This window comes from uncultured Oscillibacter sp., from assembly GCF_900544955.1.
GTDB lineage: Bacteria > Bacillota > Clostridia > Oscillospirales > Oscillospiraceae > Oscillibacter.
In genome coordinates, this window is the sequence record NZ_UQXD01000050.1 from 1 (window position 1) to 15,603 (window position 15,603).

At 66.9% G+C, this 15,603-nt stretch carries 16 protein-coding genes and 1 pseudogene; 13 read left to right on the forward strand and 4 right to left on the reverse strand.

The window, feature by feature from the left end; translation table 11 throughout:
• Positions 1–862 (forward strand): AAA family ATPase (locus QZS21_RS10215; protein ID WP_295583025.1); only part of this gene is annotated, 862 nt, incomplete at its 5' end.
• The gene (locus QZS21_RS10220; protein ID WP_366557612.1) at positions 859–1,506 is read left to right on the forward strand and encodes a formate/nitrite transporter family protein; all 648 of its coding nucleotides are present in this window, start codon (positions 859–861) and stop codon (positions 1,504–1,506) included. The genes QZS21_RS10215 and QZS21_RS10220, both read left to right, overlap by 4 nt.
• A gap of 394 nt (positions 1,507–1,900) precedes the next feature.
• On the opposite strand, the gene QZS21_RS10225 is transcribed toward QZS21_RS10220, so the two are convergent.
• The gene (locus QZS21_RS10225) at positions 1,901–3,175 is read right to left on the reverse strand and encodes a LysM peptidoglycan-binding domain-containing protein (protein ID WP_295583029.1); all 1,275 of its coding nucleotides are present in this window, start codon (positions 3,173–3,175) and stop codon (positions 1,901–1,903) included.
• 153 nt (positions 3,176–3,328) lie between these two features.
• Here QZS21_RS10225 and QZS21_RS10230 point away from each other — a divergent pair, with 153 nt between their 5' ends.
• Both QZS21_RS10230 and QZS21_RS10235 read left to right on the forward strand, forming a co-directional pair.
• The gene (locus QZS21_RS10230) at positions 3,329–4,210 is read left to right on the forward strand and encodes a LysR family transcriptional regulator (RefSeq protein ID WP_295583031.1); all 882 of its coding nucleotides are present in this window, start codon (positions 3,329–3,331) and stop codon (positions 4,208–4,210) included.
• Between the two features lie 103 nt (positions 4,211–4,313).
• Entirely contained in the window at positions 4,314–5,045 is a 732-nt protein-coding gene (locus QZS21_RS10235; RefSeq protein WP_295583033.1) for a ZIP family metal transporter, read from the forward strand.
• A gap of 79 nt (positions 5,046–5,124) precedes the next feature.
• Here QZS21_RS10235 and QZS21_RS10240 read toward each other — a convergent pair whose 3' ends face one another.
• The 3 genes from QZS21_RS10240 to QZS21_RS10250 all read right to left on the reverse strand — a co-directional run bounded on the left by QZS21_RS10240 (position 5,125) and on the right by QZS21_RS10250 (position 8,640).
• Positions 5,125–6,636 (reverse strand): carbon starvation protein A, encoded by a 1,512-nt coding sequence (locus QZS21_RS10240; protein ID WP_295583035.1) that lies wholly within the window; start codon positions 6,634–6,636, stop codon positions 5,125–5,127.
• Between the two features lie 215 nt (positions 6,637–6,851).
• Entirely contained in the window at positions 6,852–7,559 is a 708-nt protein-coding gene (locus QZS21_RS10245) for a response regulator (protein ID WP_295583037.1), read from the reverse strand.
• A complete protein-coding gene (locus tag QZS21_RS10250) occupies positions 7,546–8,640 on the reverse strand; it encodes a DUF4118 domain-containing protein (RefSeq protein WP_295583039.1) in 1,095 nt (364 codons plus the stop codon). The genes QZS21_RS10245 and QZS21_RS10250 overlap by 14 nt, the downstream gene beginning before the upstream one ends.
• Before the next feature lie 172 nt (positions 8,641–8,812).
• Here QZS21_RS10250 and QZS21_RS10255 point away from each other — a divergent pair, with 172 nt between their 5' ends.
• The 9 genes and pseudogenes from QZS21_RS10255 to QZS21_RS10295 all read left to right on the forward strand — a co-directional run.
• Positions 8,813–9,382: a hypothetical protein gene (locus tag QZS21_RS10255; RefSeq protein WP_295583041.1), complete on the forward strand. Its 570-nt coding sequence runs from the start codon at positions 8,813–8,815 to the stop codon at positions 9,380–9,382.
• A gap of 195 nt (positions 9,383–9,577) precedes the next feature.
• Complete coding sequence (locus tag QZS21_RS10260) at positions 9,578–10,153, forward strand: hypothetical protein (RefSeq protein ID WP_295583043.1); 576 nt, start codon at positions 9,578–9,580, stop codon at positions 10,151–10,153.
• A gap of 159 nt (positions 10,154–10,312) precedes the next feature.
• A complete protein-coding gene (locus QZS21_RS10265) occupies positions 10,313–10,789 on the forward strand; it encodes a hypothetical protein (protein ID WP_295583046.1) in 477 nt (158 codons plus the stop codon).
• Between the two features lie 37 nt (positions 10,790–10,826).
• Positions 10,827–11,999, forward strand: a complete 1,173-nt coding sequence (locus QZS21_RS10270; RefSeq protein WP_295583048.1) for a PBSX family phage terminase large subunit — start codon at positions 10,827–10,829, stop codon at positions 11,997–11,999.
• Positions 12,000–12,018: 19 nt separating this feature from the next.
• A complete protein-coding gene (locus QZS21_RS10275; RefSeq protein ID WP_295583050.1) occupies positions 12,019–13,164 on the forward strand; it encodes a serine/threonine protein phosphatase in 1,146 nt (381 codons plus the stop codon).
• Positions 13,161–14,009, forward strand: coding sequence for a hypothetical protein (locus tag QZS21_RS10280; RefSeq protein ID WP_295583052.1), 849 nt, complete (start codon positions 13,161–13,163; stop codon positions 14,007–14,009). The genes QZS21_RS10275 and QZS21_RS10280 overlap by 4 nt, the downstream gene beginning before the upstream one ends.
• Before the next feature lie 25 nt (positions 14,010–14,034).
• Positions 14,035–14,382, forward strand: coding sequence for a hypothetical protein (locus QZS21_RS10285; RefSeq protein ID WP_295583054.1), 348 nt, complete (start codon positions 14,035–14,037; stop codon positions 14,380–14,382).
• Between the two features lie 12 nt (positions 14,383–14,394).
• Positions 14,395–15,426 (forward strand): phage major capsid protein, encoded by a 1,032-nt coding sequence (locus QZS21_RS10290; protein ID WP_295583056.1) that lies wholly within the window; start codon positions 14,395–14,397, stop codon positions 15,424–15,426.
• Positions 15,423–15,603 (forward strand): annotated as a pseudogene (locus tag QZS21_RS10295) (hypothetical protein); the annotation flags it as partial. The gene QZS21_RS10290 and the pseudogene QZS21_RS10295, both read left to right, overlap by 4 nt.

Genomic DNA, 15,603 nt, shown 5'->3' on the forward strand with positions numbered 1-15,603 from the left:
CGGGGACGCGGAGCGGCCCGAGGAGGCGCCGCCTCCGCCGGAGAAGCTGGAGGATTTGCAGGCGGAGCTGGCGGGCTACATCGGCCTGGGCGCCGTGAAGCGGGAGGTGGAGAACCTCATCAACATGGTGACGGTCCACCAGATGCGGCGGAAAAACGACCTGCCGGTTACGGACCTGTCCCTGCACATGGTGTTCGCCGGAAATCCCGGCACCGGCAAGACCACCATCGCCCGGCTCATGGCCCGGATTTACCACACCCTGGGCATTTTGTCCAAGGGACAGCTGGTGGAGGTGGACCGGGGCGGGCTGGTGGCAGGCTACGTGGGCCAGACTGCGCTGAAGACCGGCAAGGCCATCGAAAAGGCCCTGGGCGGCGTGCTGTTCATCGACGAGGCCTACGCCCTCAATGGCCGCTCGGAGAACGACTTCGGCCAGGAGGCCATCGACACCATTTTGAAGGCCATGGAGGACCACCGGGACGATCTGGTGGTCATTGCGGCGGGGTACGATGGGCTGATGGAGGACTTTATCCACTCCAACCCGGGGCTGGAGTCCCGGTTCAACCGCTTTTTGCACTTTGAGGACTACACCCTGGAGGAGATGACGGCCATTTTCGCCATGCAGTGCAAGCGGGGGTGCTACACGTTGGAGACGGAGGCGGAGGAGCAGGTCCGGGCCTTCCTCCAAGAGGAGAACCGGGATGGGGTGTCCTTCGGCAACGCCCGGGGCGTGCGGAATCTGTTTGAGCGCATTTTGGTGCAGCAGGCCAACCGGCTGGCCCGGCAGGAGACTGTCAGCCGGGAGGACCTGATGGCGATTACCGCCTCCGACGTGGCGGCGGCCCGGAACACCGGGGCGTGAAAGAGAAAGAGGAGGAGACGATGAGGCGGCTGGGATCGTTTTTGAACGCCGTGCTGGGCGGCGTGTGCATCGCCATCGGCGGCGTGGTGTTTTTGTCCTGCGAGAACAAGGTGACGGGGGCGGTGTTCTTCTGCCTGGGCCTGTTCTCCATCTGCACCTTCGGGTTTGACCTGTTCACCGGGAAGGTGGGGTATGTGTTCCAGCGGCCGCTGTCCTACACGGGCTTTGTGCTGTCGGTGTGGGTGGGGAATCTGGCAGGCGCCGTCCTGGTGGGCTGCGCCGTCCGGGCCACCCGCATCGCCGGGATCGGGGAGCGGGCGGCGGCGCTGTGCCAGGTCAAGCTGGAGGACGGGCTGGGGTCTATCTTCCTTTTGTCGGTGCTGTGCAACATCCTGATGTTCATCGCGGTGGACGGGTTCCACAACAACCCCCATGAGCTGGGGAAGTACCTGGGCATCCTCCTGGGGGTGGTGGGATTCATCCTCTGCGGCTTCGAGCACTGTGTGGCCAACATGTTCTACTTCTCCGTGGCCGGGGCCTGGAGCGGGCGGACGCTGCTGTACCTGGCGGTGATGAGTCTGGGCAACGCCTGCGGCAGGGTGCTGATTCCCCTGTGCCGGCAGTTGCGGGAGAAGACCGCGTGAGAAACCTCCGGCCCTCCGCCTAACGGCGGAGGGCCGGAGGTTTTTGGTCTGCGGAGCGGGAGCAGGTCGGGCTGCCGCGGGAGCTGGAGGGGTCTTTGGGGCCGCAGAGAGGCGCAGAGGCGGTGGAGACCGGAGGAGCGGCAGGGACCGGAGGAGCGGCGGGGAGGCCGGACTGTCCAGGGCGTCCGGGACGGGCGCATGGGGGAGTGGCTCCGGGACGCCGCGAAGGCCGAGGGGATGGCTGCGCCGTCCGAGGCGGTGCCGCGCCGGGGCCTTGGGCGGAGGTGGACCCGCCGCCGGGGCGTGAACAGGGGCCACCGGCAGCCAGGGCGGCTCCCGGCCCGCCCCACCTCGGGTCCCGTCCGGAGCGTAAACAGGGGCCGCTGGGACTGGATCAGGAGAGGTCGTAGAGACTGTCCAGCACCAGCCAGGTCTGGGAGAAGGGCCGCATCAGATTCCAGAAGCCGGCGCCCCGGAGGTCGTATTCCGCCACGAGGCGCAGCTTGGCGGAGAGGCTGCGGGCGTCCTCGAACCAGACCTCGTGGACCGTGCCGCCGGCGTCGGTGTAGTGGAAGAAGGGGGACTGGGCGGTTTCGTCGTACAAAATGGCGATCTGATACTGGATCGCCAGCTCGATGGCCCGCTGGTTGGAGATGGACTGGGCCCGGGTGACGCCCTGGACGAAGGGCAGCGGCCAGTCGTAGCCGTAGTTGGGAACGCCCAGGAAGATTTTCTCCGGCGGGATCTCCGTCAGCGCGTAGTCCACCACCGCCCGGACGTTGGGCAGCGGCGCCACCGCCATGGGCGGCCCGGCGGTATAACCCCACTCGTAGGTCATCAGCAGCACGCCGTCGGAGGCAGCGCCGATGGCGGCGTAGTTGTGGCCCTCGTAGAGAAGGCCGGGCTGGGCGGCGGAGGTCTTGGGGGCCAGGGCTGTCCAGAGGAAGAGGCCGCCGGCCCCCAGGAGGCGGTGGAGCGTCCCGAGAAAGTTTGCGTAGGGCGCCGCCAGGTCGGCGGGCAGGTATTCAAAGTCCACGTCCAACCCGGCGTAGCCCCGGAGGCGGAGGGTCTGGAGAATCTGCTGGATGAGCCGGTCCTGGAGCGCCTGGTCCGTCAGGATTTGGGCCGCCCGCTCCGTGCTGAACTGGCCGCCCTCCGTCAGGGTGGACAGGTGCATCACCGGCCGGGTGTCCCGCTGGCGGGCGGCGGAGAGCAGGGCGTCGTCCGCCAGGGGGAGCAGGTCCCCCTCGGCGGTGATGCCGTAGGTGAAGGGGGTCAGGTAGGTGAGGTAGGGCAGCTGCTCGCTGAGGAGGCGGGCGTCGATATGGGGGTAGGCGTAGCCGTTGGAGACGGCGGTGCCCAGCTTCTCCCCCAGGTAGGAGATCACCAGCACCTGGCCGGGGTACAGCGCCGTGCCGCCGGCGAGGGGCCAGTTGTTCCGCCACAGGGCGCGGATGGAGGTGCCGTAGGCCCTGGCGATGGAACTGAGCGTCTCGCCGGGGCGGACGGCGTGGACCTGCCGGGGAAAGCGGACCACCAGCGTCTGTCCCACCGCCAGGGCGCCGGAGGCGGGCACCCCGTTGTCGGCGGCCAGGCGGGTGGGGTCTACGCCGTAATAGGCCGCGATGGAGCCGGTGGTTTCGCCGGCTTGAACCACGTGAATCGTCATATTGGACATCACCTCTTACCGAAACCGTATGCGGCGGGCGGGACGGATATGAGGGGAAGCAGGGGGACAAATGGTACTTGCCTTTTTCGGGGACATGAGATACCATAAGAGCAGATATTCCATTATTTCATTTAATGGCGGGGGAGAACGGTTATGAACATCCGGAAGTACGAGGCCTATGTGCGGGCGGTGGAGCTGGGGAGCCTGTCCAAGGCGGCGGAGCAGCTGGGCTACACCCAGTCCGGCATCAGCCACATGATGCAGTCCCTGGAGGAGGAGGTGGGCTTCCCGCTGATGACCCGGACCTCCGCAGGCATCCTGCCCAACAGCGAGGGAGAGCTGCTGCTGCCCGTCATCCGCCAGCTGCTGAGCACCAGTGAGTCGCTGGAGCAGTATATCGCCAAGATCAAGGGGGCCGACACCGGCCGCATCCGCATCGCGGCCTATCCCAGCGTGGCCACCTACTGGCTGCCCCAGATCATCCGGGATTTCCAGAAGGACTATCCCAACGTGGAGATTCAGATCACGGAGATGGGCTCCGGCGCCATCGAGGAGATCATGGAGAAGCGGCAGGCGGAGCTGTGCATCTACGCCGGCGGGGAGAAGCGGGACTTTGAGTGGGTTCCGCTGTGCCGGGACCGGATGCTGGCGCTGGTGCCGCCGGAGCACCCCTTGGCCCGGCGGGAGTGCGTGCCTCTGGACGCCCTGGTGGAGGAGGAGTTCATCATGCCCATGCCGGACTACGACGGGGAGGTGCGCTACATTCTGGACAAAATGGCCCACTGGCCCCACATCCTCTTCTCCGCGTGCAGCGATTACGCCATCATCAACATGGTGACCCAGGGGCTGGGGGTGTCCATCTTGTCGGAGCTGCTGCTGAAAAACTATCCCACCGGGGCGGTGGCCCGGCCCATGGACCCGGGCCAGGAGCGGATGCTGGGCATGGGGGTGCCGCAGCTGAAGGCGGCGTCGCCGGTGACGAGGAACTTCATGCACTACGTGGAGGCCTATGTGGCCCGGGAAAAGGGCGTATGAACCGGCGGGAAACGGAATAAGGTGTACCATCTCCCGGGGGAGACGGACCGGGCAGGAGCCGGCTGGGCCGGCGCCTGCCCGGATGTTTTTCAGGAGGTGGCCCATGGAGGGACTTGGGACGGTGCTGCTCATCACCGCCGCGGCGGGCATCGGCGGCACGGGTCTTGGCGGCGGGGCGGCGTGCCTGCTGCGGCGGGACTCCGGACGGGCGGTGAGCCTGATGCTCAGCTTTGCCGCCGGGGTGATGACGGCGGTGGTGTGCTTCGACCTGCTGGCGGACGCGGCGCAGGCGGGACTGCTCCGGGCCGTGCTGGGGGTGCTGGCGGGGTACGGCGGGACGGAGGCGCTGAACGCCGCTGTCAGCCGGGCGGACCGCCGGGGGCGCAGCAGCCTGTTTCTGGCGGGCGTGGTGATGGCGGCGGCCATCGCCGTCCACAACATGCCGGAGGGCATGGTGATCGGCGCGTCCTTCGGCGCGGCGGCGGGCGGCCTCCGGGCGGGGCTGATGATGGCGGCGGTGATCGGGCTGCACAACATCCCGGAGGGGATGGCGGTGGGGGTGCCGCTGATCTCCGGCGGGATGGGGCGGTGCCGGGCCGTGCTGGTCTGCGCCGCCACCGGGGCCCCCACGGTGCTGGGGGCGGCGGCGGGGTACTTCCTGGGAACCCTGGGGCCCCGGGCGCTGTCCCTGGCGCTGAGCTTCGCCTCCGGCGCCATGCTGTACGTGGTGTTTGGGGAGCTGCTGCCCGAGGCGGGGGAGATGTGGAAGTCCCGCCTGCCCGCCCTGGCGGCGGTGGTGGGCATGATGGTGGGCATGGCGATTGTATACGCATAGACGAGACGTCCCCGGCAAAGCAGCGCTTTGCCGGGGACGTCTTCCGCCGCATGGGAGGCGCGGCGGGCGGGAGGCGGGGTCAGGCTCTGGCGGTGAGCCGGGCGGAGCGCTTTTTGCCGTACCAGAGGATGACGGCCACATAGGCCACGGCAGAGGCGATGCCCACGGCGTAGGCCACGGACCAGGGCAGGTTGAAGCCGATATGGGCGTTGGCGATGTAGGTGACGGTGATGAAGGTATACCAAGCGCCGGGGACCAGGGGGACCCAGACGTATTTACCCTTGCCGTTTTCAAACATCCAGATGGAGATGGCCAGGAAGGCGAAAAGGGACAGAGTCTGGTTGGACCAGGCGAAGTAGCGCCACAGGATATTGAAGCCGTCGGCGTTGAACTTGGCGAAGACCAGAATCACGGCCACCAGGGCGAAGATGACGGCGGAGAGGCCCAGGCGCTTGCCGTTGGTGCTCTGGTCCAGGTGGAAGGACTCTGCGATGGTGAGGCGCAGGCCCCGGAGGGCGGTGTCGCCGGAGGTGATGGGCAGGACGATGATGCCCAGCAGGGCGATGATGCCGCCCACGGGGCCCAGGATGTCCTTGCAGACGATGCCCACCGTGCCGGTGGCGCCGCCGTTGGCGGCCTGGAGGCCCAGGTTGTACACGCCCATGGCGGCGGCGGCCCAGACCATGGCGATGAAGCCCTCCAGCACCATCATGTTGTAGAAGGTGTTGCGGCCCTCCCGCTCGCTTTTGACGGTGCGGGAGATGATGGCGGTCTGGGTGGAGTGGAAGCCGGAGAGAATACCGCAGGCCACGGTGACGAAGAAGACGGGGAGGAAGTGGCCGGAGGAGAAATACGCGCCGTAGCTGAAGGGGACCTGGGCGCCGTCCACGGTCTGGAAGGCCTGGAACGCAACGCCCTGCCAATTGTCCCACAGGTTCAGCAGGGGATAGCCCTTGACGAACAGGCCGATGAACACGCCCACGGCGGAGAACATCAAGATGGCGCCGAAGATGGGGTAGATGCGGCCGATGATGGCGTCGATGGGGAAGACGGTGGCCAGCAGGTAATAGGCGAAGATGACGCCGTAGATCACCCAGGTGGAGATGGAGGTGGGGGCCCCGTCAAAGGGGAAGACCTGGGTGGCGGCGATGTCGCCGGGGGTATAGATGAACACGGCGCCCACCAGGAGCAGCAGCAGGCAGACAAAGACCTGGTAGACGGCGTAGACGCCCTTGTTGCTGTAGCGGCGGACCATCTCCGGCATCTGGGTGCCGCCGTCCCGCAGGCAGATCATGCCGGAGAAGTAGTCGTGCATAGCGCCGCCGATGATGTTGCCGATGGGAATGGTGATAAAGGCGATGGGGCCGAAGAGAATGCCCTGAATGGGGCCGAAGATGGGGCCGGTGCCCGCGATGTTCAGAAGGTTGATGAGACAGTTTTTCCAGCTCTTCATGGGGACGTAGTCCACGCCGTCCTGCTTGGAGTAGGCGGGGGTCTCCCGGTCGTCGGGACCGAAAATCCGCTCACAGAATTTGCCGTACAGGGCCGCGCCCGCGACGAGGATCACAAGGCCGATGAGGAAGGTCGTCATAGTACACACACTCTCCTTTTCCGCAGCGTCCCGGCGGACAGGCCTCCGGGGTGCTGCCTCTATTACCAGTGTACCAGGTTTTTCCGGCAGGCGCTGTTAATAAAAGGAAGGCGGCGGTATAGGGGGCGTATGGATTTCCGGCGGAGATGCTAAAAAGCCGTCAATGCAAAAAAAGAGGCAGGCGAGCCGCCTTCCGGCGGCTCGCCTGCCTGGGGTCAGTCCCCCTCGGCCAGGCGGTATCCCACGCCCACCTCCGTGAAGAGGTACTTGGGCTCGGCGGGGTTTTCCTCGATCTTGCGGCGGATGTTGGCCATGTTCACCCGGAGAATCTGGTTGTTGCCCCCGGCCCGGGGGCCCCACAGCTCCTTGATGATGGTGTCGTAGGTCAGGACCTTGCCGGCGTATTTGCCCAGAAGGGCCACGATGCGGAATTCGCTGAGGGTCAGGTGGACGTTCTCCCCCCGGACCAGGACCTGGTGCTTGTTGTAGTCGATGGTCAGCTCCCCCACGGTGTAGGTGCCCTGCTGGGCGATTTCGCTGTTGCCGGAGACGGTGCGGGTGTGGCGGATGGCGGTGCGGACCCGGGCCAGCAGCTCGTCGGTGCCGAAGGGCTTGGTGAGATAGTCGTCTGCGCCCAGGTCCAGGGCCGTCACCTTGTCCTTTTCATGGGACCGGGCGGAGACCACCACCACCGGCAGGCTGGACCAGCTGCGCAGCTGGCGGAGAATGTCCAGGCCGTCCATGTCCGGCAGGCCCAGGTCCAGAATGATGAGGTCCGGGCAGTGGGAGGAGATCATGGACTGGGCCTCGGCGCCGGAGCGGGCCAGAAGGGCCTCGTAGCCGTTGGTGTTCAGCACGGTGGAGATGAAGTGGGCGATGCTCTTCTCGTCCTCCACAATCAAAATCTTTTCACGGATGTTCATAGGGTTCCTCCTCGTTGCTTAGCGGAAGCCGGAAGGAGAACTCCGCCCCGGTTTCCAGATTGTGCGCGTCCATGGTGCCGCCGTGGGCCCTGACGACGGCCAGGCAGACGGACAGGCCCAGGCCCATGCTCCGCCTGCCGTCGCAGTCGGCGGATTCGTTGTGCTTCAGAGTGCCGTCAAAGAGGTTGGGCAGGGACTTTTCCGGAATGCCGCCGCCGTTGTCCCGGACGGAGAAGCGGGCATAGTCGCCGTCCCGCCGGACGGAGAGGAAGATGTGGGAGGATTTTCCGTGGAAGACGGCGTTTTCCAGCAGGTTGGCGAGGACCTGCTCAATGAGGATGGGGTCCATGGGCACCAGCAGCAGCTCGTCGGGGGCCTCCACGGACACCGCCACGGCGGGGAATCGCTTGCGGAATTTCCGCACCGCCTCGCCCAAGACCTCCTCCGCGGCCTCGGGCTCCGTGGTGATGTGAGCCTGGTCCTCGCCGATGCGGGTGATGGAGAGCAGGTTTTCCACCACCCGGATCAGCCACTGGGCCTCGTCCCGGGCGTCCTCCAACAGCTCCCGCTGCTCCGGCAGGGAGAGACCGGGGTTTTCCAGCACCGCCGAGGTGGAGCCCACGATGGAGGTCAGGGGGGTGCGGATGTCATGGGACACGGAGCGCAGGAGGTTGGCCCGCATCTTCTCCTTCTCCCCCTCGCTGCGCAGGCGCTCCTGCTGGCGGACCTGGGTGGTGAGGGCGCTGGTGATGACGGACACCGCCAGGAAGGTGAAAAAGGTCAGCGGGTAGCCGGAGATGGAGAAGTTCACCGACCAGTAGGGGTATGTAAAGATGAAGTTGACGCAGACCACGGCGGCCACCGAGGCGATGAGGCCGAAGAGGTAGCCGGAGGTCAGGCGGGAGATCAGCAGCACCGCCAGCACGAACACCGGGGAGGCGAAGCCGTCGCTGCTGTCCGCCATTTGCAGCAGGATGCACAGCTCCGCCGCGCAGAAGAGGATGACGCCGGTGATGAGCAGGTCCCGCCAGGAGAGGGGAAACCAGGCCGCAATGCGGGATTTGGGTCGTTGTAACTGCATAGGAAGCCTCCTGCCGCCGGGCGGCACACATGATATACCTCATTATAACATAGATGCCGTTAAGGTGCCGCTAATAAATTCACAAGGTCTTAACAGAAGGGCGGCGGGAATTGGCAGCGGCTGAGCGACGGGGGCGTGTATGATGAGGCAAACGGCAGGGGGAGGCGGCGCAATGGACCAGGTGGAGCGGTATCTGCGGCGGGGGGAGCGCATCTGCTGGCAGGGAGAGACCGGGCGGTTCCGGCTGCTGGAGCCGGACGTCCGGGGGCTGGTGCTGGGCAAATGGGTGGGCACCGGGGCGGCGGGCGCGGCGCTGCTGGCTCTGTACCTGGGGGAGCAGGCCTGGAATCCCTGGGCGGCGGGGGCCATCCTGCTGGGGACGTGCCTGCTGCTGCTCTCCCCGGTGCTGGAGTGGGACGAGCTGCGGGGCCAGCGGTACTGGATGACGGATCAGCGGGTACTTGTGATGACCAAGGACCGCCGCCTCTACGCCATGGAGCGCCGGGAGGTCCGCTATATCCGGGTGGTCCGGCGGCGGGACGGGCAGGACTGCCTGGTGCTGAGCCGGGACGGCTTTCCGGAGGCGGAGGGGCAGCTGCGGTGGTACGCCTGCCATCCCAAGAGCCGGCAGCACCGGGGAGAGGCGGAGGCCAGGCCGGTGGGGCTGGTGCTCTACGGCGTGCAGAATGCGGACGAGGCCCTGGACTGCCTGGAGGGGTGGGACGGCCCCACCGCCGCCTGAGCGGGAAGCGTATGGGGGATTGCCCGAGGCAATCTCCCCCTCTTTTTTTCGGGGTGTTTAGAAAATTGAACGGCGGAGCGGGTTCGCTTCACGGGGCCTTAACGAAAGCGGCGGCCGGATTGGCAGCGGCCAAACGGGAGGGCGTGCTATGATAAGGATACAATCAATCACGGAAAAAGGAGCGTGCAGAAGAGTATGGAAAAGAAGCTGAATGAGTACCTGCGTGAGGGCGAGCGGATCCGGTGGCAAAGCCAGACGGAGGACTTCCCCCTGATGGACAACGGCAGCAAGATGCGGATTTTGTGGAAGTGGGCGCTGACCCTGATCATCGGCGGCGGGCTGCTCATCGCCCATATTGCGACCCAGGCGGAGATTCGGATGAGCTTTGTGGGCATTGTGCTGGTGTGCATGGCCGTGGTGGCGGTGACGCCCTTTTTCGAGAGAAACGGCCTGAGGAAGAGCCGCTACTGGATTACGGACCAGCGGGTGATCCAGATGACCAAGGACAAGATTTTCTACTATATGGACCTGGAGGATGTGGACCGCTTTGAGATCATGAGCGATCTGACCGTCAAGGACTGCCTGGCCGTGGGAAGCGCCGTGTTTGAGGAGGCGAAGAAGTATCCCCGCTGGCGGGCCAGCCATCCCATGGAGGACCCGGAGGCCATGAAGAACCGGGACCATGTGGACGGGATGCTGATGTACAACATCGCCAACGCCTCCGCCGCCGCGGCCCTTTTGAAGGAGCTGGGCCACCGGCGCGCCGCATAAACGCATACAAGAGAAGAATCCACGAGACCGCCGCGGGCTGCTGCCCGCGGCGGTTTTTGCGCTTTTTTGAAAAAACTTTCCCCGGAGGGGCATGGGGGCGTGCAACTTTTCGGCGGGGAGGGGCTATGGGTGTAAGGACTTGGGAAGGAGAGCGGGACGATGGGAAAGCAGCGGGACAACGAGACCTTCTGCCGGGTGTATTTGCAGACCATGGACCCGGAGCGGGCGGCTGCCGCCGTGGGCCGCGGGGACGGCTTTGCCGCATTGGGCACCGAGGCGGTGCGCGCCCGGCTGGAGTGGATGCGGGGTTGGGCCGCCGGACAGGTACAGCGGGAGGACGCGGTGCGGCGGCTGGCGCAGCTGGCCTTCGGCCGGGCCAACGACGCGGTGAAACTGGCGCTCCACGCCGGGGAGGTGGACCCGGAGACGCTGGACCTCTCCGCCGTGTCGGAGTTCCGGGTGACGGACAAGGGCGGCGTGGAGGTGAAACTGGTGGACCGGGTGCGGGCGCTGGAGACGCTGTGCGGCCTTCTGGAGCGGTGCGGCGGAGACGAGGCGGAGGCGCTGTACCGGGCGCTGGAGGACGGCGGAGAGGGGGAGCAGGGCTACGGATCGGATTCTGCGCTTCTCCCCTAAGCAGCGGGAGGTGCTCTCCTGGTGGCGGCGGGAGGATGTGGACACGCTGCTGTGCGACGGGGCCGTGCGCAGCGGGAAGACCTTTTCCATGGGGCTGTCCTTTTTCTTGTGGGCCCAGCGGCGCTTCGACGGGCGGCAGTTTGGCCTGTGCGGCAAGACCATCGCCTCCATGCGGCGGAACCTGCTGACGGAGCTGGTGCCCTACCTCCGGCGGCTGGGCATGCATGTGACGGAGCGGCGGTCGGAACAGCTGCTGGTGGTGCGGTACGGCGGCCATGAGAACCGCTTTTTGCTCTTCGGGGGGCGGGACGAGTCCAGCGCCGCCCTGATCCAGGGCAGTACCCTGGCGGGGGTGCTGCTGGACGAGGCGGCGCTGATGCCCCGGAGCTTTGTGGAGCAGGCCTGCGCCCGGTGCAGCGTGCCGGGGAGCCGGCTGTGGCTCAACTGCAACCCGGAGGGGCCCCAGCACTGGCTGTACCGGGAGTGGATTTTAAAGGCGGCGGAGCGGCGGACGCTGTACCTCCACTTCACCATGGAGGACAACCCCGCCCTGCCCGCCGCTGTCCGGGAGCGCTACCACCGGGCCTACACCGGCGTGTTCTACCGGCGGTTTGTGCTGGGGGAGTGGACAGCGGCCCAGGGGCTGGTGTACGACTTCTTCGACCGGCGGCGGGACGCGGCGGAGGTGCCGGTGGGGCCCTTTGCCGAGTGGCGCATCTCTGTGGACTACGGGACGGCCAACCCGGCGTCCTTCGGGCTGTGGGGCAGGCTGGGGGAGACCTGGTACCGGGTGGAGGAGTTTTACTACGACTCCCGAAAGGCCGGGCGGCAGAAGACCGACGCAGAGTACGCGGCGGATTTGAAGGCCCTGGCCGGGGAGCGGGAGATCCGGCGGGTGATTGTGGACCCGTCGGCGGCCAGCTTCATCGAGGCGCTGCGGCGCCAGGGGTTCCGGGTGGTCCGGGCGGACAACGACGTGGCCGACGGCATCCGGGTGACGGCGGATTTGCTGCGGCGGGGGCGGCTGGCGCTGTGCCGGAGCTGCGGGGACTGCCTGCGGGAGATGGAGCTCTACCGCTGGGAGGAGGGGGGGCGGGACGCCCCCCGGAAGGAGCACGACCACGCCATGGACGACATGCGGTATTTCGCCATGGACCTGGCGGGGGACCGGGAGGGCTTTGCGGCCACCTGGGTGGAACGGCGGATTTGAGGAAATGGGGGATGGAAGGGTGAATTGGCTGAAACGGCGGGAGAGAGCGGCCGCGGCGCCGGTGCAGCTGCGGGACGGGGAGCGGCATCCCTTCGGCGCGCTGCGGGAGACCGTGCCGCTGCAGGGCGGACAGACGCGGCTGTACCGGGCGGTGCGGGAGGCGGTGCCGGTGGTGGACGCCGCCATCTACAAGCTGATCCGCATGACCGGCGGCGTCACCGCCGCGTGCACGGATCCGGCGGCGGAGGCGGCGCTGGAGCGGTTTTTGCGGACCGTGCCCGCCGGGCGGGGACAGTACGGCATCAACGCGTTTTTGGACTGCTATCTGGACTCCCTGCTGACCTGCGGCAGGGCGGTGGGGGAGATGGTGCCCTGCCGGGGGAACCGGGATATCGGAGCCCTGCTGTGCGGCAGGGTGGAGGACATCGAGATCCGGGAGGGGGAACACCCCCTGGATTTCACCATCTGCGGCCCGGACGAGCAGGGACGGATGACGCCGCTGCCCTGCCAGGAGCTGTTGCTGTTCACGCCGCTGAACCCAGAGGCGGACAGCCCCTACGGCGTGTCGCTGCTGCGCTCGCTGCCCTTTTTGGCAGACATTTTGATGCGGATTTACCACACCGTGGGCGTCAACTGGGAGCGGTGCGGCAACGTGCGATTCGCCGTGACCTGCCGGAACGGGGAGAACGCCGCCCAGCGGAGCCGGGAGCTGGCCGGGGAGTGGTCCCGGGCCATGCAGGAGACCCGGGGCGGCAGCGTGCGGGACTTTGTGGCGGTGGGGGACGTGGAGATCCGGGTCATCGGCGCGGACGCCCCCATCCTGGACAGCGAGGTGCCGGTGCGGCAGATTTTGGAGCAGATTGTGGCCAAGACCGGCATTCCGCCCTTTATGTTGGGGCTGAACTGGAACTCCACGGAGCGGATGAGCACCCAGCAGGCGGACCTTTTGACCACGGAGATCACCGCCATCCGCCGGACGCTGACCCCGGTGGTGGAGCGCATCTGCCGCCTGTGGCTGCGGATGCAGGGCTTTTCCTGCGCCTTCCGGGTGGAGTGGGACGAGATCAACCTCCAGGACGAGGTGGAGGAGGCCCGGGCGGCGCTCTACCGGGAGCAGACCCGGCGGCTGCGGATTGAAAACGAGCGAATGGAGGGGAAGCGATGATGGACATGGGAGAGGAGCTGGAACGGATCAACCGGTTTGCCAAGGCGGAGCTGACGGCGGAGCAGGTGTACTGCTTCAGCGTCCGGCTGTGCGACAACGAGGTGGACCGGGACTTTGAGCGGTTTGCCCCGGAGGGCTTGGAACAGCTGGGCGAGCTGTTTCTGGGCAAGAGCGGCCTGTTCGACCACCAGTGGTCCGCCCAGGGGCAGACTGCCCGCATCTACCGCACGGAGGTGGTGGAGGAGCCCGGGCGGGTGACGGCGGCGGGGGACGGCTATCGCTGGCTGAAGGGCTGGGCCTACCTGCTGCGGACGGAGAAGAACGCGGACCTCATTGCCGAGATCGAGGGCGGCATCAAAAAGGAGGTGAGCGTGGGGTGCAGCATGGGCGGCAGCGTGTGCTCTATCTGCGGCGGGACCGGAGGCGGCTGCCAGCACGCCAAGGGGCAGACCTATGGCGGAAAGCTGTGCTTTTGGGAGCTGCGGGAGCCGCTGGACGCCTACGAGTGGTCCTTTGTGGCGGTGCCCGCCCAGCGGAGCGCCGGTGTGGTGAAGCGGTTTGGCCGGGAGAGCGAGGAGACGGCCCGGCTGCGCCGCCAGGCGGCACTGGGCGAGCGGTATTTGCAGGGGCTGCGAAAGGAAGTGGTCCGCCTTGCCATGCTGGCGGACGACGATTTGGACGGACAGGTGTTTTCCAAGGCGGCGGAGCGGCTGGAGGAGCCGGAGCTGCTGGAGCTGAAGCGGGCCTACGAGGCCCGGGCGGACCGGCGGTTTGCCCCGGCGCCCCAGCTGCGGGGGCGGCGAGAGATGGTCCAGGGAGAAGCGGAGCGGGCATTCCTCGTCTGAGGGACGGGAGAGAAAGGGAGGAAATATGAGGGTTTCTTATGAGGGAATCGGCCAGTGGGCCGCCACGTTCACCTGCGCCCAGGCAGCGGAGGGGGAAGTGGTGAAGATCAGCGGCAGCGGTGCGGTGAGCCCCTGCGGCGACGGGGACGGCTTTTGCGGCATGGTGGTGTCCGTGGGCCGGGACGGGGGCGCCTGCGCGGTGGCCCTGGGAGGCATGGTGACCGCCGGGTACTCCGGCGACAGTGTTCCGGCGCTGGGCTGGACGGGACTCTCCGCCGACGGCAGCGGCGGCGTGAAGGCGGCGGCCGGGGGCCGGAGCTATCTGGTGGTGGACGTGGACGAGAGCGGCAAGACCGTGACGTTCGTCCTGTGAGGAGGAGAAGATATGGCTTATCATTATGAGGAATTGAAGCTGGAAAAGGGTATGTACGGCCGCAGCGGCCGCAGCTTTACCCAGACCCTGGAGGAGCTGGACCCCAGCGAGCACTACCGGGGCACCCCCGCAGAGGGGCTGGACGCCTTTCAGCGGCAGCTGAAACGATTTGACATCAAGGTGAAGGGCGCGGGGAGCGACATGGTGGAGAAATTCTTCCACACCAGCGACTCTGCCGTGCTGTTCCCGGAGTTTGTCAGCCGGGTGGTGCGCCAGGGGTTGGAGGAGGAGAGCATCCTGCCCCACATCACCGCCACCGTCACCCGCTTTGACGGCATGGATTACCGCTCCATCGCCTCGGTGCCCACGGAGGAGCAGCGGTCGCTGCGGCGGGTGGAGGAGGGGGCCGCAATCCCCCAGACCACCATCCGCACCCAAGAGAACCTGGTGCGCCTGCACAAGCGGGGGCGGATGCTGGTGGCCAGCTACGAGGCCATCCGCTTCCAGCGGCTGGACCTGTTCTCCGTGACGCTGCGCCAGATCGGCGCCTACATCGGCAGACAGCACCTCCAGGACGCAGTGAAGGTGCTGACGGACGGCGACGGCAACCACAACGCGGCGGAGAAGCTGGCCGTGGGCACCGCGCCCATCTCCGGCACCGGGGGGACGCTGAGCTACGGCGCCTTGCTGGACTTCTGGAGCCAGTTCGACCCCTACACCATGAACACCCTGCTGGTCAGCGGCGACGTGATGCTCGCCATGCTGAAGCTGCCGGAGTTTCAAAACCCGCTGACGGGGCTGAACTTCCAGGGCACCGGCCAGCTGACTACCCCGCTGGGCGCCAAGCTGCTGCGCAGCGCCGCCGTGCCCGCCGGGACCCTCATCGGCCTGGACAAGAGCTATGCCCTGGAGCAGATCAGCGGCAGCGAGGTGCTGGTGGAGTACGACAAGCTCATCGACCGCCAGTTGGAGCGGGCAGCCATCACCTCCATCTCCGGCTTTGCCAAGCTCTTCGTCGAGGCCGCCAAGGTTTTGACGGTGTGAGCGCCGTGAACGGGGAGATCGTGGACTTGGCCCGGACGGTGTCCGGCGCCGGGGAGGCGGAGGAGGCGCTGCTGGCGGCCCTCTGCGCCGCCGCGGAGCGGCGGTGGACGGAGCGGCTGCGCCGGGGCGTGACGGCGGAGGACTGCGGCGGGGCCTTTGTTTGCGCGGCGGCCTTCA

Coding starts and splice junctions, on each gene's coding strand:
- QZS21_RS10280 (WP_295583052.1), top strand. CDS start 13,161: ATGATGGACATGGGAGAGGAGCTGGAACGGATCAACCGGTTTGCCAAG.
- QZS21_RS10260 (WP_295583043.1), top strand. CDS start 9,578: ATGGAAAAGAAGCTGAATGAGTACCTGCGTGAGGGCGAGCGGATCCGG.
- QZS21_RS10250 (WP_295583039.1), bottom strand. CDS start 8,640: ATGCAGTTACAACGACCCAAATCCCGCATTGCGGCCTGGTTTCCCCTC.
- QZS21_RS10245 (WP_295583037.1), bottom strand. CDS start 7,559: ATGAACATCCGTGAAAAGATTTTGATTGTGGAGGACGAGAAGAGCATC.
- QZS21_RS10240 (WP_295583035.1), bottom strand. CDS start 6,636: ATGACGACCTTCCTCATCGGCCTTGTGATCCTCGTCGCGGGCGCGGCC.
- QZS21_RS10265 (WP_295583046.1), top strand. CDS start 10,313: ATGGGAAAGCAGCGGGACAACGAGACCTTCTGCCGGGTGTATTTGCAG.
- QZS21_RS10225 (WP_295583029.1), bottom strand. CDS start 3,175: ATGACGATTCACGTGGTTCAAGCCGGCGAAACCACCGGCTCCATCGCG.
- QZS21_RS10285 (WP_295583054.1), top strand. CDS start 14,035: ATGAGGGTTTCTTATGAGGGAATCGGCCAGTGGGCCGCCACGTTCACC.
- QZS21_RS10290 (WP_295583056.1), top strand. CDS start 14,395: ATGGCTTATCATTATGAGGAATTGAAGCTGGAAAAGGGTATGTACGGC.
- QZS21_RS10255 (WP_295583041.1), top strand. CDS start 8,813: ATGGACCAGGTGGAGCGGTATCTGCGGCGGGGGGAGCGCATCTGCTGG.
- QZS21_RS10230 (WP_295583031.1), top strand. CDS start 3,329: ATGAACATCCGGAAGTACGAGGCCTATGTGCGGGCGGTGGAGCTGGGG.
- QZS21_RS10235 (WP_295583033.1), top strand. CDS start 4,314: ATGGAGGGACTTGGGACGGTGCTGCTCATCACCGCCGCGGCGGGCATC.